Source organism: Blastococcus sp. SYSU D00868, from assembly GCF_054050575.1.
Genome location: NZ_JBJGZO010000007.1, coordinates 198,209 through 216,746, shown reverse-complemented (window position 1 = coordinate 216,746; position 18,538 = coordinate 198,209). Strand labels below are relative to the sequence as shown.

Sequence of the window (18,538 nt, the reverse complement as noted above, 5' to 3'; positions counted from 1 at the left end):
CGCCCCGCCCCGCCCGCCGCCCCCCCCCCCCCCCCCCGGCGGCCGCCCCCCCCCCCCCCCCCCCCCCCCCCCCCCCCCCCCCCCCCCCCCCCCCCCCCCCCCCCTCCGCTCAGCCGACCTGCTCGACGCCGGCGGCGTGCCGGCGGGCCAGCTTGCGGTACTCCTCGCCGTTGTTCTCCACCCAGTGCCGGGTGCCCTCGGTCAGCGGGCCGCGCACCTTCGCCGGGGCGCCGAGGGCCACCACCTCGTCGGGGATCTCCGCGTTCGGCGCCACGAGGCTGCCGGCGCCGATCAGCGTGTGGCGCCCGATCCGGGCGCCGTCCTGCACGGTGGAGTTGTTGCCGATGAGCGACCCCTCGCCGATCTGCGCGCCGTGGACGACGCACCCGTGCGCCACGCTCGCGCCGGGCCCGATGATCGTGGGCTCTCCGCCGTGCAGCACCGAGCCGTCCTGGATGTTGGCGCCCTCCCGCACGATGATCTGGCCGAAGTCGGCGCGCAGCACCGCGCCGTACCAGATCGACGCTCCCGCCTCGACGACGACGTCGCCGACGAGCGTGGCGGTGGGCGCGACGAAGGCGTCGGGGTGGACCTGCGGGGATCGGCCCTCGAACGAGAACAGCGGCATACCGACATCCCTACCGTATGGCGGCAGGGACGACGAGCAGGCCGCCGCTCAGCCGTGCCAGGCGTGCGCGCCGTGGAACTCCCGGCCGCCGTCCTCCGCCGGGGCCGACCGCGCGCGGTCGCGGGCGTCGTCCCGCCGGTCCCGCCGCCAGTCGAGGACGCCGAGCACCAGTGCGGCCAGCGTGGTCACCAGGGCGACGGCCAGGCCGGCGGCCGCGGCCACCGAGTAGTCGCCGTCGGCCGAGGAGAGGACGACGTAGAACAGGCCGGGCAGGGCCGCGGTGCCGATGGAGGCGCCGAACCGCTGCGCCGTCTGCAGGCCGCCGCCGGCCGCGCCGGCCATCTCCACCGGCACGTTGCGCAGGGTCATCGTGATGTTGGGCGAGATGACGAAGCCGCCGCCGATCCCACCGACCAGCAGCGCCGGGGCCACCGCCCAGCCGGCCGACTCCGGCGGCACCAGCAGCAGGACGACGACCGCGCCGGCCAGCCCGACCGCCACCCCGGCCAGCCCGAAGACGGTCAGCGCCCGCCCGTACCGCTCGACCAGCCGGCCGGCGATCACCGCGGTGCACGCCGAGCCGAGCGCGAACGGCGTCACCGACAGCCCCGACTGCAGCGGCGTGTAGTCCAGGCCGGTCTGGAAGAACAGCGCCAGCACCAGCCAGATGCCGCTGAAGCCGAGGAAGTAGACGGTGCCCAGGGACGCGCCGGCGGCGTAGCCGCGAGTGCGCGTGACCAGCCGCGGGTCGAACACCGGCTGCCCGCCGGCGCGGACGACGCGCTGCTCCCACCGCACGAACGCCGCGAGCAGGGCCGCGCCCACCGGGAACAGCCACCACAACCGCGACAGCCCGCCGGCCTCGGCCTGCACGAGCGGGAAGAGCAGCGACAGCGCGCCCGCGCCGAGCAGCCCGACGCCGACCAGGTCGATGTGCCCGCGGTCGCCGCGGGCGGCCTTGGGGAGGAGCGTCAGCGCGAGCGCGAAGGCCAGCGCGCCGATCGGCACGTTGACGTAGAAGACCCACCGCCAGCCGCTGGCGTCCCCGGCGAGGGCGAGGATCAGCCCGCCGACCACCGGCCCGGCCGCCGTCGAGACGCCGATGGTGGCGCCGAACAGCCCGAAGGCCCGGCCGCGCTCGGCGCCGCGGAACAGCTGCTGGATCAGCGCCGAGTTCTGCGGCGCCAGGCAGCCGGCGGCCAGGCCCTGCACCAGCCGGGCGGCGACCAGCCACTCCACGCTCGGCGCGGCCCCGGCCGCGGCGCTGGCCAGCACGAACCCGGCCAGGCCGATGAGGAACAGCCGCCGGCGGCCGTAGGCGTCGCCCAGCCGGCCGGCCGGCACGAGCATCAGGCCGAAGGTGAGCGCGTAGCCGGAGACGACCCACTGGACGGCGGCCGGCGAGGCGCCCAGCCCCTCCTGCATCGAGGGCAGCGCGACCGAGACGATGCTGACGTCGAGCAGGCTCATGAAGCCCGCGACCAGGGTCACCCACAGCGCCTGCCACCGGCGCGGGTCGGGCTCGTACCCCCCGCCCGGGTCGCTGGTGCGGGGTGCGGGGGCCGGACGGGTCACCGGACGATCCTCCGCCTCTCCCGCCGTCCCCGCCGCGCCGCTCAGGCCGGCGGCGGGGGGAAGACCTCCCGGACGGCGGCCATGTCCAGCTCGCGGACCGTCGAGATGAGCAGGTCGACCGAGTCTCCTGGCAGCCAGCCGGGCTCGGCGAAGACGAGCACGCCGTCGCGGAAGACCATCAGCGTCGGCGCGGACCGGACGCCGACGTCGGCGGCCAGCTGCTCCTCGGCCTCCAGGTCGACGGCGGCGAACAGCAGGTCCGGGTGCCGGCGGCCCGCCGTGTCGAACACCTCGGCGAAGGCGCGGCTGGAGCCCGACGACGCGGCCCGGAAGTCGACGAGGACGATGCCGTCGCCGCCGACCGCCGCCGCGAAGTCCTCCCGGTGCAGGGTCACGGTGCCCACGCGCCCCAGTGTGCCCCGCGCAGCGGTGGGGCTCAGCCGGTGAAGGCGTGGGTCTCCGCGAGCCGGGTGGGCGGCACGGTCTTCAGCCGGGCGACGGCCTGTGCGAGCGGCACGAGCCCGATCTCGGTGCCGCGCAGGGCGACCATCTGCCCGTGCCGCCCCTCGTGGGCGGCGATCGTGGCGTGCAGGCCGAAGCGGGTGGCCAGCACCCGGTCGAAGGAGGTCGGGGTGCCGCCGCGCTGCACGTGCCCGAGCACGGTCGCCCGCACCTCCTTGCCCGTGCGCCGCTCGAGCTCCTCGCCCAGCTGCTGGGCGACGCCGGTGAACCGGCGGTGGCCGAACTCGTCGACGTCGCCGTGCCGGAAGGCCATCTGCCCGGGCAGCGGGTGCGCGCCCTCGGCGACCACGCCGATGACGTGCGAGTCGCCGCGGGCGAACCGCTCGGTGACCAGCCGGGTCACCTCGTCGACGTCGAAGGGCTCCTCCGGCACCAGGGTCAGGTGCGCCCCGGCGGCGAGGCCGGCGTGCAGCGCGATCCAGCCGGCGTGCCGGCCCATGACCTCGACCAGCAGCACCCGCTGGTGGGACTCGGCGGTGGTGTGCAGCCGGTCGATCAGCTCGGTGGCGATGCTGACCGCGGTGTCGAAGCCGAAGGTGAGGTCGGTGCCGTCGATGTCGTTGTCGATGGTCTTCGGGATGCCGACCACCGGGACGCCGGCCTCCGACAGCAGGTGCGCCGCGGTGAGCGTGCCCTCGCCGCCGATCGGGATGAGGACGTCGACGCCGTGCTCGTCGAGGGTGCCGCGCATCTCGTCCAGGCCGGCGTGCAGCTTCTCCGGCGCGACGCGGGCCGAGCCCAGCGTCGTCCCGCCGCGGGTGAGCAGGCCGTCGACCGCGGCGACGTCCAGCCGCGTGGAGCGGTTCTCCAGCAGGCCGCGCCAGCCGTCGCGGAAGCCGATCACCTCGCTGCCGTAGGAGGCGGTCGCGGTCCGGACCACCGAGCGGATCACGGCGTTCAGACCCGGGCAGTCACCGCCGCCGGTGAGGACTCCGATGCGCATTCGCCCGACGATACGTCATGACGTCTTGACGACCCGGCGACACGACGACGTGGCGACAGGTCGACCCTGCGGCACGGCGACACGTCGACCGAGCGTCAGCCGGCGCGGCCGCGAAGCTCGCGGTAGGTACGCACCAGCTCGGCGGTCGAGGCGTCCTGGTCCAGCTCCGGCGGCTCCTCGCTGGTCAGCACCGGCGCGAGCTGGCGGGCCATGACCTTGCCCAGCTCCACGCCCCACTGGTCGAACGAGTCGATCTGCCAGATCACGCCCTCGGTGAGCACCGTGTGCTCGTAGAAGGCGACCAGCTGCCCGAGCGTCGAGGGCGTCAGCTGCGGCGCCAGGATCGTGGTGCTCGGCCGGTTGCCGGGCATGACCTTGTGCGGCACGAGCTCGGCCGGCGTCCCGTCGGCGGCGACCTCCTCCGCGGTCCGGCCGAAGGCCAGCACGGCGGACTGGGCGAACATGTTCGCCATCAGCAGGTCGTGCATGTCGCCGCCGCCCTCGACGCCGATCTCGTGGTTGGGCCGGCCGAAGCCGATGAAGTCCGCGGGCACCAGCGTCGTCCCCTGGTGCAGCAGCTGGTGGAAGGCGTGCTGGCCGTTGGTGCCCGGCTCGCCCCAGTACACCTCGCCGGTCGCCGTCGTCACCGCCTCGCCGTCCCAGCGGACCGACTTGCCGTTGCTCTCCATCGTCAGCTGCTGCAGGTAGGCCGGCAGGCGGGAGAGGTACTGGCTGTAGGGCAGGACGGCGTGCGTCTGGGCGCCGAAGAAGTCGGTGTACCAGACGTTGACCAGGCCCTGCAGGACCGGCAGGTTCTCCGCCAGCGGCGCGGTGCGCACGTGCTCGTCGACGGCGGCGAAGCCGTCGAGCATCTCCCGGTAGGCCTCCGGGCCGATGGCGACCATCAGCGACAGGCCGATGGCCGAGGTGAACGAGTAGCGGCCGCCGACCCAGTCCCAGAAGCCGAACATGTTGTCGGGGTCGATGCCGAACTCGCGGACGGCGTCGGTGTTGGTGGAGACGGCGACGAAGTGCTTGGCCACCGCGCTGTCGTCGCCGCCGAGCCCGTCCAGCAGCCAGTCCCGGGCGACCGTGGCGTTGGTGAGCGTCTCCAGCGTGGTGAACGTCTTGGAGGAGACGACGAACAGCGTCTCGGCCGGGTCGAGGTCGCGGGTGGCCTCGGCGAAGTCGGTCGGGTCGATGTTGGACACGAAGCGGGCGGTGATGCCGCGGTCGGCGTAGGCGCGCAGCGCGGTGTAGGCCATGGCCGGGCCGAGGTCGGAGCCGCCGATGCCGATGTTGACCACCGCGCGGATCGGTCGGCCGGTGTGCCCGCGCCACTCGCCCGACCGGACCCGCTCGGCGAACCCGGCCATGCGGTCGAGCACCTCGTGCACGTCGCGGGTGACGTCCTGCCCGTCGACGACCAGCTCGGTGGACGCCGGGGCGCGCAGGGCCACGTGCAGGACGGCGCGGTCCTCGGTGGCGTTGACGTGCTCGCCGGCGAACATCGCGTCGATCCGCTGCTTCACCCCGGCCCGCTCGGCGAGCGCGAGCAGCAGGCCCAGCGTCTCGTCGGTGACCCGGTGCTTGGAGTGGTCGACCACGAGGTCGGCGACGCGGCGGGTGAGCCGCCGGCCGCGGTCGGGGTCCTCGGCGAAGAGGTCGCGCAGCGTGCGGTCGCGGACCTGCGCGTGGTGCTCGGCGAGGGCCCGCCACTCGGGCGTGTCGGTGATGTCGATGGCCGACGTCAGGTCCGGGGTGTCCATGCGCCCACCCTGCCCGACGGGGCGCGGAGCCCGCAGGTCAGAGCTCCCGGCGGGGCGGCACGGGCACCGTCTGCAGGTCCTCGGCGACGACCAGGTCGCCGCCGAACACCGCCGCCGCCTCGTCGGCGAACCGCCGCGGGTCCGGATAGCGCTGGGAGAAGTGGGTGAGCACCAGCCGGCGGACGCCCGCCTCCGCGGCGACGGTCGCCGCCTCGCGGGCGGTCAGGTGGCCGTGGGCGCGGGCGAGGTCGGCGTCCTCGGACAGGAAGGTCGCCTCGATCACCAGCAGGTCGGCTCCGTCGGCGAGCGCGCCGACGGCGTCGCACAGCCGGGTGTCCATGACGAAGGCGAACCGCTGGCCGCGCCGGTGCTCGCTGACCTCCTCGAGCCCGACGGTCCGCCCGTCGACGACGAGCCGGCCCTCGCGCTGCAGCCGGCCGACGTCGGGGCCGGCGATGCCGCGGGCGGCCAGCGCGCCGGGCAGCATCCGCCGCCCGTCGGGCTCGACCAGGCGGTAGCCGAAGGCGTCGACGCGGTGGTCGAGCCGGCGCACCTCCAGCGCGCCCCAGTCGCCGGTGGCCACGACGCCGTCGGCCGTCAGCGGCCCGGGCCGCAGGTCGGTGCGGTCGTCGAACAGGGAGGCCGCGCGCAGCCGGTCGAAGAACTGCTGGCCCGACGCCGGGTAGTGGGCGTGCACGGGGTGCGGCACGCGGTCGAGGCTGAGCCGCTGGACGACGCCCGGCAGGCCCAGGCAGTGGTCGCCGTGGAAGTGCGTGAGGCAGATCCGGGTGATCGCGCTGCTGGCCACCCCGGCGTGGGTCATCTGCCGCTGGGTGCCCTCGCCGGGGTCGAACAGCAGCCCCTCGCCGTCCCAGCGGAGCAGGTGGCCGTTGTGGTTGCGCCGGCGGGTGGGCGCCTGGCTCGCCGTCCCGAGGACGACGAGCTCGCGGGCACCCACCCGGCCGACGCTAGCCCGCGGCGCCGCGGCTCACCCGCCGCAGCAGACCGGGGCCTCCTCCCCCGAGGCGGCGGGGGCGCCGAAGGTCTGGCTGTCGGCGAGCACCGTGTAGACCTCCCAGCGCTCGCCGTCGGCGCCGGTCACCCACGCCTTGTCCTGGGTGGCGTAGCAGCAGGTGGTGCCCATCTCCTCGTCGGCGATCAGGCCGGCGCCGGTGAGCCGGTCGATCTCGGCGCGCACCTCGTCGCTGGAGCCGTGCTCGATGCCGAGGTGGTTGAGCCCGCCGCCCCGGCCGGGGTTCTCCAGCAGCACGAGCTTGAGCGGCGGCTCGGCGACGGCGAAGTTCGCGTATCCCGGCCGGCGCTTGGCGGGCTCCACGCCGAGCAGGCGGGTGTAGAAGCCGACGGCCTGGTCGAGGTCGTCGACGTCGAGGGCGAGCTGGATGCGGGACACGGGGACCTCCGAAGGGATGAGACGTATGTCGAAGAGGTGCCCCACTGTGGCGACCTCCTTGACATACGTCAAGAGGGTGGCGACGCTGGGTCCCGTGCCCAAGGCCCTGCCCGTCGTCGACGTCTCCGCCCCCGTGTGCTGCGCCCCCGTCGCCGCGGCGCCGATGGCGGAGGAGGCCGCGGTCGAGGTGGCCCTGCGGCTCAAGGCGCTGGCCGACCCGGCCCGGCTGCGGCTGCTCTCGCTGCTGCTGACCCAGGACGAGGTCTGCACCTGCGATCTGGCGCCGAGCGTCGGACTCAGCGAGGCCACGGTGAGCCACCACCTCGGGCAGCTGAAGAAGGCCGGCCTGGTCACCGGCGAGCGGCGCGGGATGAACGTCTTCTACCGGGCGCGGCCCGAGTCGCTCGGCGCGCTGGTGCGCGTGCTCGACCCCGCCTGCTGCTGAGCGCGGGTCACCGGGGCAGGCCGGCCGCCTGCGCGAACAGGGCGGAGTACCGCCGGGCCATGAGGTCGGCGTCGAAGTCGCGCACCGCCCGGGCCCGCGCGCGGGCGCCGAGCTCGGCGCGCCGGCCCGGGTCGGCGAGGAGGTCCCGCAGCGCCGCGGCCAGCGCGCCGGCGTCCTCCGTGGGGACGACGACGGCGTCCTCCCCCACCGCGGTCCGCACGTCGCCGACGGCGGTGGTGACGCACGGCAGGCCCGCGGCCATCGCCTCGAGCAGCACCAGGGGCAGCGCCTCGCGCCGGGACGACAGGCAGAACAGGTCCACCCCGCGCAGGAAGGCGTAGGCGTCCTCGACGAAGCCGGGGAAGGTGACCGGCAGCCCCGCGGCGGCCGCGCGCAGCGCCGCCTCCTCGCGGCCGGCTCCCCCGAGGACGACCTCGAGGTCGACGCCCTCGCCGACGAGCTGCCGGACCGCCGCGAGCAGCAGGTCGAAGCCCTTCTGCGCGGTGAGCCGGCCGAAGGCGCCCAGCCGCGGCACCGGGTTGCCGGCCGGGCCGGCGGCGGTGGCGGGCACGTCGACGCCGTTGGGCACGACGTGCACCCGGCCGGCCGGCACCCGCAGGTCGCCGACGATCTGGCCGCGGATCTCCGTGGCCGGGGTGACCAGCAGCGCGAATCCCGCGTACAGGGCGGCCAGCCGCTCGCGCACCGCCCCGGTGCCGGCGTCGCCGACCAGGTGCAGCACGCCCACGGTCGGCGCCACGGACTGCGCCGCGGCGACGGCGGCGGCGTTCGACCCGGGGTCGACGAGGTTGACGGAGACGACGTCGGGGCGCGTCGAGGCGATCGCCGCGCGCAGCTGCGGCGCCTCGGCCGAGTGCCGGGCCAGCGGGACGACGACCGGGTCGTCCGCGGCGTAGTGCCCGGCCAGCTGCTCGGCGACGACCACGCGCACCGACCAGCCCAGCGAGGGGAGGCGGCGCAGCAGCGCGGTGAGGTGGACGTCGGCGCCGCCCCAGGTCTCGGTGTCGCTGACCAGCGTGATCCGCGGCCTCACGCGGCGGCCGCCCCGCCGCCGGCGCCGGCGAGCTGCCGCGCGGCGGCGAGGACGGCGTCCGGGCGCACGGTCTGGGCGCAGCGGAACTCGATGGGGCACACCAGGTGCGGGCAGGGCGCGCAGGCGACGTCGGGCGCGAGCGCCCGGTGCCGCGGGCCGCGGTGCGCCCAGCGGACGGGGTCGCCGGGCAGGAACACGGTGACGCTGCGGCCGCCGACGGCGGCGGCCAGGTGGGCCGAGCCGGTGTCGTTGCCGACGAGGACCGCCGCGTCGCGCAGCAGGGCGGCCAGCCCGCCGAGGCTGGTGGCGCCGCTCAGGTCGACCGCCGGGGCCCGCATCGCCGCGGCCACCTGGGCCGGCTGCGCCTCCCCCGGCACGCCGGTGAGCACGACGGCCAGGCCGTCGGCGGCCAGGGCGTCCCCCACCGCGGCGTACCGCGCGATCGGCCACCGGCGGGTGGCGGCCGACGCCCCGGGGTGCAGGACGGCGTAGCCGCCGGGCACCAGGCCGTGCCGGGTCAGCGTCGCGGCGTGCTCGGCCTCGTCCCCGGGTCGCAGGTCGAAGCCCATCCCCGCCTCGCCGCCCGGCGGCAGGCCGAGGTGCTCCAGCAGGCGGACGTGCCGCTGCGCCTCGTGCAGGTGCACCGGGTAGCGCAGGTACATCGCCTCCGCGCCGGGCGGCACGGACCAGGAGGTGGGCGCGAAGCCGCCGGTCAGCCGGGCACCGAACGCGGCAGTCACCCGGTTGGCGGCGACCCGGTCCCCGTAGTCCTGCAGCGCGAGGTCGAAGCCGCGGCCGGCCGCGGTGAACGCCGCCCAGCCGGCGGGGTCGACCGGGCCGTCCGGGATGCCCTCGGCCCCCGGGAACGGCAGCAGCTCGTCGACCAGGGGCCGGCCGCCGAGCGAGCCGAGCCGCTCGACCACCGGGGCCATCCGCGCCCAGGTGACGAGGGCGACGTGCAGGTCGGGCCGGGCGGCGCGCAGCCGGCGCAGCGCGGGGATGCTGCACAGCAGGTCGCCCAGGCCCACCCGCATCCGCACGAGGGCGACGCGGCGGACGGCGGGGTCGGCGAGCGGCGGCGGCACGGCGGCGGTCCTGCCCCGGCCGGGCCGGGGCCAACCCTGCGCCGCGTGACATCCCGTGGTGCACTACGGACCCCCGAAGCGATGGAGGTCCGGGTGCCGCAGCCTGCCGACGACCGCGACGCCGCGCCGCACGTCCTGCGCCTGTGCAGCGTCTTCGAGCCGGAGGCCCGCGGCGGGAGCGCCGGCGGGCTGCCCGGGGCCCTCGAGGGGCGGGCGGCCCGGTACGACCCGATCGGCGGGATGCAGAACCACACCGCGACGCTGACCCGCTGCCTGGACGCCCAGGGGCACCGGCAGACGGTCGTGACCTCGCGGCTGGCCGCGCGGGCCGGCGCCGCCCGGCTGGGCCGCTCGGCCCTGGTGCACCGCACCGGCCTGCCCGTGCCGCGGTTCCGGCAGCTGTGGGCGCCGGCGGCGCTGCCCCTCGTGCTGGGCCGGCGGTCGGGGCCGGTCGACGTGGTACACGGCCACCAGGGCGAGGACCTCGCCGTCCTGCCGCTCGCCCGGCTGGCCGCCCGCCGGCACGGCTGCCCGCTGGTGGTCACGCTGCACTGCAGCGTCGGGCACACGCTCACCGGCGGCTCGCCCCGGGCGCGGCTGCTGCGGGCGCTCGGCGGGTGGGTGGAGCGCAGCACCCTGCGGCGGGCCGACGCCGTCGTCGTCCTGACCGAGCGGACGGCGGCGGCCGTGCGGGCCGACGGCGTGCCGGCCGAGCGGGTGCACACGATCCCGTCGGGCTTCGACCCGGCGCTGTTCGCCGGCCGCGGCGACGACGTCCTGGCCGGGGTGGGCCGCCCGCGGATCGGCTACGTCGGGCGCCTGGCGCCGCAGAAGCGGCCCGACGTCCTGGTCGAGGCGTTCGGGCTGATGCGGGAGCACGCCGAGCTGGTGGTGGTCGGCGACGGCCCGGACCGCGGGCTCGTCGAGCGGGCGGTCGCGGCCTCCCCGGCGCGGGACCGGATCACGCTGCGCGGCTTCGTGGCGCACGACGCCGTCCCCGCCGTCCTCCGGTCGCTGGACGTGCTGGTGCTGCCGTCGGCGTACGAGGAGATGGGGTCGGTGCTCACCGAGGCGATGGCCGCGGGGCTGCCGGTCGTGGCCAGCGACGTCGGCGGCATCCCCACCGTGGTGCGCGACGGGGTCACCGGGCTGCTGGTGCCGCCGCTGGACCCGGCCGCGCTGGCCGCCGCCCTCGACCGCGTGGCCGGGGACGCCGACCTGCGGGCCCGGCTGGCCGCCGGCGCGCGGGAGCGCGCCGGCGACTACGCCTGGCCGCGGCTGGCCGCGCGGGTGGCCGACGTGTACGCGCGGGTCCGCGGCGGCGTGCGCGGCGGGGCGCGCGGACGGGTGCGGGAGGCCGTGGCGGCGTGACCGCGGACCGCCGTGCGCGGGTGGCCGTGCTGGTCCCCGTGCACGACTCCCCCGCCTCACCGGCCGCCGCCTTCCTGTCGCGGGCGCTGGAGTCGCTGCGCGCGCAGACCGTCGCCGAGTGGGAGGCGGTGGTGGTCGACGACGGGTCGCCCGACCCCGGCGCGGTCCCGGCCGCGCTGGCGGCGGTTCGGGACCCCCGGGTCCGGCTGCTGCGGCACGCGGAGAACCGGGGCCTCGGTGCGGCGCTGAACGTCGCGCTGGACGCCACGACCGCCCCGCTGGTCGCCTACCTCCCGGCTGACGACGTGTGGGCGCCCGCGCACCTCGAGGCGCTGCTCGGCTGCCTGACCGGGCCCGGCGTCGTCCGCGCGCGGACGGGCCTGACCGAGCCGGCGGACACGCCCTACGACCAGCTGGTGCAGGTCGCCCACCGGCGCACCGCCGACCGCTGGACCGAGCGGGCGGAGCTGGAGACCGACGACCTGGACCGCCTGATGTGGCGCCGGCTGGACGCCCGCGGTGCCGTCGCCGACACCGGCCGCGTCACCTGCTCGTGGACCCGCCACCCCGGGCAGCGGTCGCGGGCGATCCGGCCGTCGGCCGACGGCGGGCTCAACGTCTTCCGCGCGCGCTACCGGGTGGCCGAGCCGTTGCGCTTCTCCTCCACCGACGGCGGCGAGGTCGACGAGCGTGCCCGCTACGCCCGCTTCCGCCGGCGGACGTACCGGCCGGCGCCGGAGGGGCTGCGGGTGCTCGTCGTCGGCGAGCTGGCGTTCAACCCCGAGCGCGTGCTCGCCCTGGCCGCGCGGGGGCACGCCCTGACGGGCCTGTGGACGGCGTCCGGGCTGGGCGACAGCACGGTGGGGCCGCTGCCGTTCGGGCACGTCGCCGAGCTGGGGCCGGCGGTCGACCCCGCGGCGGGCGGGTGGCGGGAGGCGGTGCGGGAGCTGGCGCCCGACGTCGTCTGGGCGCAGCTGAACTGGCGCGCGGTACCGCTGGCGCACGCGGTCCGCTCGGCCTTCCCGGAGGTGCCGTTCGTCTGGCACTTCAAGGAGGCGCCGCAGCGCAGCGTCGTCCGCGGCGAGTGGCCGCTGCTCGCCGACCTGGTGACCGCGGCCGACGCCGCGCTGTTCTGCAGCGAGGAGGAGCGCGACTGGTTCGCCCTCGCCCTGGCCGGCCGGGTCGACCCGGGGCGCCTCGGCGTGCTGGACGGCGACCTGCCGCTGCGCGAGTGGTCGCAGGCACCGCTGTCACCGAAGCTGTCCGACGCCGACGGGCAGCCGCACACCGTCCTCGCCGGCCGGCCCGCGGGGCTCGACCTCGACTGGGTGCTGGCGCTGGCCCGCCGCGGGGTGCACACGCACCTGCACGGCCAGGTGCGCGCGCCCGGGGCGACGGGCTCGTGGACCTCGTGGCTGGACGAGGCGCTGGCCCGGGCGCCGGAGTTCGTGCACGTGCACCCGCCGGTCGGGCCCGAGGAGTGGGTGCCGGTGCTGTCCCGGTACGACGCCGGCTGGCTGCACCGCTTCGACAGCGCCAACGGCGGCGACCTGCGGCTGGCCAGCTGGGACGACCTCAACTCCCCCGCCCGCCTGCCGGTGTACCTGGCCGCGGGGCTGCCGATGCTGCAGCAGGCGAACCCGGGGTCGCTGGTCTCCGTCGAGCGGGTGCTGCGGGACGAGGGGACCGGGCTGCTGTTCCGGTCGGCCGACGAGGTCGCGGACCTCCTGGCCGCCGAGGTCCGCACCCGCGCCGGCGCGGCGGCCGCGCTGGCCGTCCGCGACCGGCACACCTTCGACGCCCACGCCGACCGGCTCGTCGAGCTCTTCCGCTCCGTCCTCCGCTGACCGGTCGCCCCACGGAGCTCTCGCCGATGGGGCGACACGTCGACATGACGGCACGTCGCCGTGGCGGCACGTCGCCGTGGCGCCATGACCGCATCGCGACATGTCGGCGCTCCCGTCGCGCTGGCTGTCGTCGCGCTCAGAAAGGTGGGTCACCGGGCGCCTCGGGGGGCCGCCACGAGGTGCCGGCCAGTCCGTGCCGGATCAGCCGGAGGATGCCCGGGTACGGCTTGCTCCCGGCTCGGCGGTGGGGCGGCTCGGGCGGCTCGGGCGGCTCGGGCGGCTCGGGCGGCTCGGGCCGTTCGGCTCGCTCGGGCGGCGGTCGCAGGCCGGGTGGCCGGGTCGTGCGGGTGACCCCGGACGGGGTGGTGACCAGCAGCGTCCCGTCGTCGGTCATCTCGAAGCGCCATCCGCGGGCGAAGGTCTTCAGCCGGTGGTGGCCGCGGCACAGGCAGCACAGGTTCGCGCAGTCGGTCGGCCCGCCGCAGGCGTGCGGGACCACGTGGTCGGCGTCGGCCCAGCCGACCCGCTGCCCGCAGTTGGGGAACCGGCAGGTGCGGTCGCGGGTGTGCACGAACCGCTGCTGCGCGGCCGTCGGCGAGTAGGCGTCCGTGGCCGGCGGCCGGTCCAGCACCGCGCACGAGCAGGCCGCACCCGGGTGGTCGGGGCAGCCGCGGCGGGCCAGCCGGCGCAGCTGCTCCAGCGTGGCGGTGGCCAGCAGCGCGCCGTCGTCCCCGGTCACCCCGACCGTGACCGACCCGCCCTCGGGCGGTTGCACGCCCAGGGCGTCGAGGCGGCGGAGCAGCTCCCGGAGGTGGGCGGCCGTGATCGACAGCCCACTGACCTCCCCGGCCTCGGTGCTCTCCCCGGTGAGCGCACCCAGCGGGGCGGTGATCCGCAGATCGGCGGTCACCGGCGGCCGGCCGGTGTCCCAGACCCGCAGCACCGTGTCGACGAAGGCCCGGGTGCGCAGCTGCCCGATCGGTCGCTCGTCCCCGTCGGCCTTCAGCATCCCGGCCAGCTGGTCGACCACGTCGTGACAGGCGGCGGCCTCGTCCGCGGGCAGGTCCACGGCGAGGGTCGCCATGCCCTCCCGCGGGGAGGGGTAGACCCGCACGTCCGCGGCCTTCTCGGCCTCCTGACGCCGTTCGTCGACGCCGTCGGCGTCGAACTCCGCCAGCAGCGCCTCGGCCCGCTCGCGCAGCCTGCGGATCGACAGGTCGACAGCCTCCGGCAGCACGACGGCCTCCACGCGGCGGGCCAGGCCCGGGTCGGCGTGCTCGAGCACCTCGGCCAGCACCCTCGCCCGCGGCTCGTCGAGCACACCGGCGGCCAGCGCACCCCACGTGCTCGGCAGGGCCTCCCGGTAGGTCCGGGCCCGCACCGCCAGCTTCCGCGCGGTGCCCGGACCGCAGTTGAGGACCGTGGCCAGTTCTGCGGGGAAGAACTCGGACACCCCCGGCAGGCGCTCCGCCGCCGTCCAGGACCCCCGCCCACCCCGGCGACCGGCCGGCGGGTCGTCGGTGTCCGGCGACGCGTCCGCCAGCGCCAGGACCAGCTCCGCCTCGTAGGCGGCGATCATCGCCTTCTGCGCCGCCAGGAGCTGCAGCTCGGTCGCCACCTGCTCCGGGGACAGCAGCTCCACGGGCAGGCGCGGCACCAGGACCATGACCCCCTCGGCGAGGGACTCCCCGGCGACCGCTGCCCGCATGGCCCGAACATACGTTCGAGGTACGACAGTTTCTGCAGCTCATCGGGTCGGCGCTCGAAGTCGACGGACACGGGGATGCGGCGGGGGCACGCGCAGATCCAGACAGCCGATGCGGGACGGAGCCGTCGTACGGGCGCGCCGGAGCAACGAGCCATCGCGCGAGCCCGCCGGAGCCACGAGCGGCCGCGCGATCGTCCGGCCGGGGCCAGAAGCCCGGGGTGCTCGACCCTGCGAGGGGTCGGCGGCCCAGGCGTCCCCCGGGGGCTGCGGGGCGGCCGGACTACGTCGTCGTCACGGGCGGCTCGGCGCCCTCGGGGCCGTCCTCCAGCCCGTCGTCCTGCCGGTCTGGCACCCGCCCACGCAGGCGGACCCGCGGCAGGTGGACCGGGGGCAGACGCAGGTGCGGCGGACGCAGACGCGGCGCGCGGAGGCGCGGGATGCCGACGTGCGGCACGTGCAGGTGCGGCACCTCGACGCGCGGCAGGCGGGGGCGCCGGGGGCGACGGTGCGCACCCTGCCACGCGGCGACCAGTGCCGCGGCCTGCCGGCGGCGCTCCGCCTCCTCCCGGCGCACCGCCGCAGCACGCGCCCGGCGGGCGGCACGCTCCGCGCGGGCGGTGTTGCTCCTGGCCAGCCAGACGACGAGCGCGGTCAGCGCGGCGAAGCCGGTGACCGCGACGACTGCCCACCACCACATGACGGCCCCTCCTCTGAGGCCGTCGCGCGGCACCGACCGCGGGGCGCGCGACGATGCACGAACGATCCCGCGCCGGCGGCCCCACGGCCAGCACCCCCATCCCGCGACTCCGCCGACGCGCCCGGACGGGGCCCGCACTCGAAGCCATAGACGGATGTCGATACGATGAGCGTCGATGTCTGGAGGAGGACCCGTGGACGACGCCCGCTGCACCCCGGCCGACGGCACCGCCATGAGCGCCGACCGCGCCGCCGAGGTGGCCGCGCTGCTCAAGGCCCTGGCCGACCCCGTGCGACTGCGGCTGGTCAGCCTCATCGCCTCCACCGGGAGCGGCGAGGCGTGCGTCTGCGACCTCAACGCCGCCTTCGAGCTCACCCAGGCCACGGTGAGCCACCACCTCAAGGTGCTGCAGACCGCCGGCGTGCTCGACCGGGAGAAGCGCGGTGTGTGGGCCTACTACCGGGTCCGCCCGGAGGCACTGGCCGCGGTCGCCGACGTCTTCAGCTCGCCGAGCCTGGCCGGGACGAGCCCGGCCCTCGCCGGCTCGAGCCCCACCCTCGCCGGGACGACGGCGTGAGCGACGTCGTCGGCGAGACCGCCCGCGCGAGTGCCGAGGCGCCGGTCCTGCAGCGGCTGTCCACCCTCGACCGGTTCCTGCCGGTCTGGATCCTCGCGGCGATGGCCGGCGGCCTCCTCCTCGGCCGGCTCGTCCCCGGCCTGGACGACGCCCTCGACGCCGTCCGCGTCGGCGAGGTCAGCCTGCCGATCGCGATCGGGCTGCTGCTGATGATGTACCCGGTGCTGGCGAAGGTCCGGTACTCCGAGCTGGACCGGGTCACCGGTGACCGCCGGCTGCTCGTCGCCAGCCTGGTGCTCAACTGGCTCCTCGGCCCGGCGCTCATGTTCGCCCTGGCCTGGCTGCTGCTGCCCGACCTGCCCGAGTACCGCACCGGCCTGGTGATCGTCGGCCTGGCCCGCTGCATCGCCATGGTGCTGATCTGGAACGACCTCTCCTGCGGCGACCGCGAGGCGGCCGCCGTCCTGGTCGCGATCAACTCGGTGTTCCAGATCGTCGCCTTCGCCGCGCTCGGCTGGTTCTACCTGCAGGTGCTGCCCGGCTGGCTGGGCCTGGAGACGACGTCGGCGGAGTTCAGCTTCTGGGCGATCCTGCTCAGCGTCCTGGTCTTCCTCGGCATCCCCCTGGTCGCGGGCTTCGTCACCCGCACGATCGGCGAGCGCACCCACGGCCGCGAGCACTACGAGTCGCGCGTCCTGCCGCGGATCGGCCCCATCGCGCTCTACGGGCTGCTGTTCACGATCGTCATGCTCTTCGCGCTGCAGGGCGAGGCGATCACCTCCCGCCCGTGGGACGTCGCCCGGATCGCGCTGCCGCTGCTCGCCTACTTCGCGCTGATGTTCGGCGGGTCGTTCCTGCTGGGGATGCGGCTGCGGCTGGGCTACGCGAAGACGACGACGCTCGCCTTCACCGCCGCGGGCAACAACTTCGAGCTCGCCATCGCCGTCGCCATCGGCACCTTCGGCGTCACCAGCGGCCAGGCGCTGGCCGGGGTGGTGGGCCCGCTCATCGAGGTGCCGGTCCTGGTCGCGCTGGTCTACGTGGCGCTCCGGGCCGGCCGCCGCTTCTTCCCCGGCGACCCGACCGTCCCCACCACCACCGCGAGGAGCGCCCGATGACCCGACCCAGCGTGCTGTTCGTCTGCGTGCACAACGCCGGCCGCTCGCAGATGGCCGCCGGCTGGCTGCGCACGCTGGCCGGGGACGCCGTCGAGGTCCGCTCCGCCGGGTCGCTGCCCGCCGACGAGGTCAACCCCGCCGCCGTGCAGGCCATGGCCGAGGCCGGCATCGACATCACCGACCAGCGCCCGAAGGTGCTCACGACCGACGCGGTCGAGGCCTCCGACGTCGTCGTCACCATGGGCTGCGGCGACGCCTGCCCGGTCTTCCCCGGCAAGCGCTACCTCGACTGGGCGCTCGACGACCCGGCCGGCCGGGGCGTCGAGGCCGTGCGCCCGATCCGCGACGAGATCGAGCGGCGGATCCGCGGCCTGCTGGCCGAGCTCGGGGTGCCGGCCACCGCCTGAGTCAGGCGCAGATCCCCGAGCAGGCCATCCGCGCCAGCCAGCGGCCGACCGCCGCCGGGTCGTCCGCGTCGACCGAGCGCAGCGGCGCCAGCGAGGTCGCCTGGACGACGGCCAGCGCGATCCACTCCTCGGCCTCCTCGGTGCCCACCCCCGGCCGCAGCTCCCCGGCCTCCGCCGCGCGGACGACGAACGGGCGGATCAGCGCGGCCGCCCGCTCCCGTTCCCGCCCGGACCGCAGTGCCATGTAGCCGGCCAGGCTCTCGTCGCCGGCGGCCAGGTGCGCGCCCACCCGGTAGCGCGCCGACGTGCCGGCCAGCACCTCGGCCAGCGCCGCGACCGCGTCGGTGAGCGACCGGGCACCGGCCGCGAGCCGGTCGAACTCCGCCCGGTCGTGCTCGTGCTCGTACTGCCGGATGCCGGTGAAGAGGGCGCCGCGGTCGGCGAAGTAGCGGTAGAGCGTCGCCCGGGAGACGCCGGCGGCCAGCGCCACGTCCCGCATCGTCGTCTTGGCGCGGCCGTACTGGGCGGTGCACCGCATGCCCGCCTGCAGGATCCGGTCGCGCGTCTCGTCCCGGACCTCGGGCCCGGTCGCCGGTGCCGGGTCGGCGCTGCTCACCGGTCCAGTCCAGCACACCCGCCCGCCGCCGGACTCCGGTCAGGTGCGCGCGTCCCCCTCCGACGGCCCCCACGCCGCGCGCATCCGGGCGCGGCCCGCCGCCGCGACGGCGGAGGCGCCGGCACCCAGGATGGCCGCCGTCACCGCCGCCGACGCCTCGGGGGGCATCCGGCGGTCCAGCAGCCGGATGACCGCGGCCGTGGCGGCCCCGGCCGCCATCGAGCCCAGCACCGCGGCCCCGCCCAGCAGCCGCACGCCCTCGCGGGACTCCCGGTACGGGCGCGTGACCTCGTGCCGGACCCGCTCCACCTCCCGGCGCACGACCGCGTCGAGCTCGTCGGTCAGCGGCCGCAGCGGGTCGCTCCCCGGCATCCCCGGGATCGACGTCGTCATGGTCCCCTCCCCGGGCCCCTGGGCGTGGCGTCCAGCGCGCCACCGGCGGATCGTCCCGCCCGCCGCGCCGCCCGCGGGGCGCGAGCGTCCGGCCGTCGGCACGCGGTGCACGGCAGCGCCGCTGGGTCACCGCGCCGCCCCGTGGCGTCACGGGATCGCCGGACGGCTCCGGCGGCCTCCGCGCCGGGACCCGGCCGCCCCCGGCGGCTGCCGTCCGGCGGGACGATGGCGGCGTCGCGTCGTCCGCGACCCCGCGCGGGCGAGCGACGCGGAGACGGGACGCCGCCATGACCACCAAGGCGACACAGCGTCGGGACCCGCCGCCCCGCCGGCTCCCCCAGCCGGCCCGCCGGGCGCCGGTCAGGAGAGCCA

19 protein-coding genes are annotated in these 18,538 nt (G+C 76.8%); 6 read left to right on the top strand and 13 right to left on the bottom strand.

The features are described 5' to 3' along the window. Positions 1-109 precede the first annotated feature (109 nt). The 7 genes from ACI79F_RS09200 to ACI79F_RS09170 form a co-directional block, all read right to left on the bottom strand. Positions 110-628, bottom strand: a complete 519-nt coding sequence (locus ACI79F_RS09200) for a gamma carbonic anhydrase family protein (RefSeq protein ID WP_456545889.1) — start codon at positions 626-628, stop codon at positions 110-112. A 48-nt stretch (positions 629-676) separates the two neighbouring features. Then, the gene (locus tag ACI79F_RS09195) at positions 677-2,203 is read right to left on the bottom strand and encodes an MFS transporter (RefSeq protein ID WP_456545890.1); all 1,527 of its coding nucleotides are present in this window, start codon (positions 2,201-2,203) and stop codon (positions 677-679) included. A 41-nt stretch (positions 2,204-2,244) separates the two neighbouring features. Further along, positions 2,245-2,607 (bottom strand): thioredoxin family protein, encoded by a 363-nt coding sequence (locus ACI79F_RS09190; RefSeq protein WP_456545891.1) that lies wholly within the window; start codon positions 2,605-2,607, stop codon positions 2,245-2,247. 32 nt (positions 2,608-2,639) lie between these two features. Further along, complete coding sequence (locus ACI79F_RS09185) at positions 2,640-3,668, bottom strand: ATP-dependent 6-phosphofructokinase (RefSeq protein WP_456545892.1); 1,029 nt, start codon at positions 3,666-3,668, stop codon at positions 2,640-2,642. 95 nt (positions 3,669-3,763) lie between these two features. Beyond that, positions 3,764-5,437 carry a glucose-6-phosphate isomerase gene (gene pgi, locus ACI79F_RS09180; RefSeq protein WP_456545893.1) on the bottom strand — a complete coding sequence of 558 codons (1,674 nt, stop codon included), beginning with the start codon at positions 5,435-5,437 and terminating at the stop codon, positions 3,764-3,766. A gap of 37 nt (positions 5,438-5,474) precedes the next feature. Further along, entirely contained in the window at positions 5,475-6,395 is a 921-nt protein-coding gene (locus tag ACI79F_RS09175; protein WP_456545894.1) for a ribonuclease Z, read from the bottom strand. Between the two features lie 30 nt (positions 6,396-6,425). Next, a complete protein-coding gene (locus tag ACI79F_RS09170; RefSeq protein ID WP_456545895.1) occupies positions 6,426-6,848 on the bottom strand; it encodes an ArsI/CadI family heavy metal resistance metalloenzyme in 423 nt (140 codons plus the stop codon). A 94-nt stretch (positions 6,849-6,942) separates the two neighbouring features. Between ACI79F_RS09170 and ACI79F_RS09165 the strand changes: the two genes are divergently transcribed. Further along, positions 6,943-7,293, top strand: a complete 351-nt coding sequence (locus ACI79F_RS09165; protein ID WP_456545896.1) for an Rv2640c family ArsR-like transcriptional regulator — start codon at positions 6,943-6,945, stop codon at positions 7,291-7,293. A 7-nt stretch (positions 7,294-7,300) separates the two neighbouring features. Here the strand turns inward: ACI79F_RS09165 and ACI79F_RS09160 are convergent, their stop codons facing one another. Together ACI79F_RS09160 and ACI79F_RS09155 are read right to left on the bottom strand one after the other, a co-directional pair. Next, positions 7,301-8,347: a glycosyltransferase gene (locus ACI79F_RS09160; RefSeq protein ID WP_456545897.1), complete on the bottom strand. Its 1,047-nt coding sequence runs from the start codon at positions 8,345-8,347 to the stop codon at positions 7,301-7,303. Beyond that, positions 8,344-9,432, bottom strand: a complete 1,089-nt coding sequence (locus tag ACI79F_RS09155) for a glycosyltransferase family 9 protein (RefSeq protein WP_456545898.1) — start codon at positions 9,430-9,432, stop codon at positions 8,344-8,346. The genes ACI79F_RS09160 and ACI79F_RS09155 overlap by 4 nt, the downstream gene beginning before the upstream one ends. A gap of 93 nt (positions 9,433-9,525) precedes the next feature. Between ACI79F_RS09155 and ACI79F_RS09150 the strand changes: the two genes are divergently transcribed. Together ACI79F_RS09150 and ACI79F_RS09145 are read left to right on the top strand one after the other, a co-directional pair. Then, positions 9,526-10,803, top strand: coding sequence for a glycosyltransferase family 4 protein (locus ACI79F_RS09150; protein ID WP_456545899.1), 1,278 nt, complete (start codon positions 9,526-9,528; stop codon positions 10,801-10,803). Next, the gene (locus ACI79F_RS09145; protein WP_456545900.1) at positions 10,800-12,650 is read left to right on the top strand and encodes a glycosyltransferase; all 1,851 of its coding nucleotides are present in this window, start codon (positions 10,800-10,802) and stop codon (positions 12,648-12,650) included. The genes ACI79F_RS09150 and ACI79F_RS09145 overlap by 4 nt, the downstream gene beginning before the upstream one ends. 136 nt (positions 12,651-12,786) lie before the next feature. Here the strand turns inward: ACI79F_RS09145 and ACI79F_RS09140 are convergent, their stop codons facing one another. Then, the gene (locus tag ACI79F_RS09140) at positions 12,787-14,358 is read right to left on the bottom strand and encodes a DUF222 domain-containing protein (RefSeq protein WP_456545901.1); all 1,572 of its coding nucleotides are present in this window, start codon (positions 14,356-14,358) and stop codon (positions 12,787-12,789) included. Between the two features lie 280 nt (positions 14,359-14,638). Beyond that, on the bottom strand, positions 14,639-15,055 hold the full coding sequence (locus ACI79F_RS09135) for a hypothetical protein (protein ID WP_456545902.1): 417 nt from the start codon (positions 15,053-15,055) through the stop codon (positions 14,639-14,641). A 193-nt stretch (positions 15,056-15,248) separates the two neighbouring features. On the opposite strand from ACI79F_RS09135, the gene ACI79F_RS09130 reads away from it, so the two are divergent. The 3 genes from ACI79F_RS09130 to ACI79F_RS09120 are packed head-to-tail and all read left to right on the top strand — an operon-like array spanning position 15,249 to position 17,157. Beyond that, on the top strand, positions 15,249-15,632 hold the full coding sequence (locus ACI79F_RS09130) for a metalloregulator ArsR/SmtB family transcription factor (RefSeq protein ID WP_456545903.1): 384 nt from the start codon (positions 15,249-15,251) through the stop codon (positions 15,630-15,632). Further along, a complete protein-coding gene (gene arsB / locus ACI79F_RS09125; protein ID WP_456545904.1) occupies positions 15,629-16,750 on the top strand; it encodes an ACR3 family arsenite efflux transporter in 1,122 nt (373 codons plus the stop codon). Before ACI79F_RS09130 ends, arsB begins: the two co-directional genes overlap by 4 nt. Next, positions 16,747-17,157 carry an arsenate reductase ArsC gene (locus tag ACI79F_RS09120; RefSeq protein ID WP_456545905.1) on the top strand — a complete coding sequence of 137 codons (411 nt, stop codon included), beginning with the start codon at positions 16,747-16,749 and terminating at the stop codon, positions 17,155-17,157. Before arsB ends, ACI79F_RS09120 begins: the two co-directional genes overlap by 4 nt. A 1-nt stretch (position 17,158) precedes the next feature. On the opposite strand, the gene ACI79F_RS09115 is transcribed toward ACI79F_RS09120, so the two are convergent. Together ACI79F_RS09115 and ACI79F_RS09110 are read right to left on the bottom strand one after the other, a co-directional pair. Continuing rightward, positions 17,159-17,773, bottom strand: a complete 615-nt coding sequence (locus ACI79F_RS09115) for a TetR/AcrR family transcriptional regulator (RefSeq protein ID WP_456545906.1) — start codon at positions 17,771-17,773, stop codon at positions 17,159-17,161. 39 nt (positions 17,774-17,812) lie between these two features. Then, complete coding sequence (locus tag ACI79F_RS09110; RefSeq protein ID WP_456545907.1) at positions 17,813-18,166, bottom strand: phage holin family protein; 354 nt, start codon at positions 18,164-18,166, stop codon at positions 17,813-17,815. Between the last annotated feature and the right edge of the window lie 372 nt (positions 18,167-18,538).

What these genes read in the sequence shown, in the direction of transcription:
- ACI79F_RS09200 (WP_456545889.1), bottom strand. Translation starts at nt 628, where the DNA reads ATGCCGCTGTTCTCGTTCGAGGGCCGATCCCCGCAGGTCCACCCCGAC.
- ACI79F_RS09140 (WP_456545901.1), bottom strand. Translation starts at nt 14,358, where the DNA reads ATGCGGGCAGCGGTCGCCGGGGAGTCCCTCGCCGAGGGGGTCATGGTC.
- ACI79F_RS09110 (WP_456545907.1), bottom strand. Translation starts at nt 18,166, where the DNA reads ATGACGACGTCGATCCCGGGGATGCCGGGGAGCGACCCGCTGCGGCCG.
- ACI79F_RS09185 (WP_456545892.1), bottom strand. Translation starts at nt 3,668, where the DNA reads ATGCGCATCGGAGTCCTCACCGGCGGCGGTGACTGCCCGGGTCTGAAC.
- ACI79F_RS09135 (WP_456545902.1), bottom strand. Translation starts at nt 15,055, where the DNA reads ATGTGGTGGTGGGCAGTCGTCGCGGTCACCGGCTTCGCCGCGCTGACC.
- pgi (WP_456545893.1), bottom strand. Translation starts at nt 5,437, where the DNA reads ATGGACACCCCGGACCTGACGTCGGCCATCGACATCACCGACACGCCC.
- ACI79F_RS09120 (WP_456545905.1), top strand. Translation starts at nt 16,747, where the DNA reads ATGACCCGACCCAGCGTGCTGTTCGTCTGCGTGCACAACGCCGGCCGC.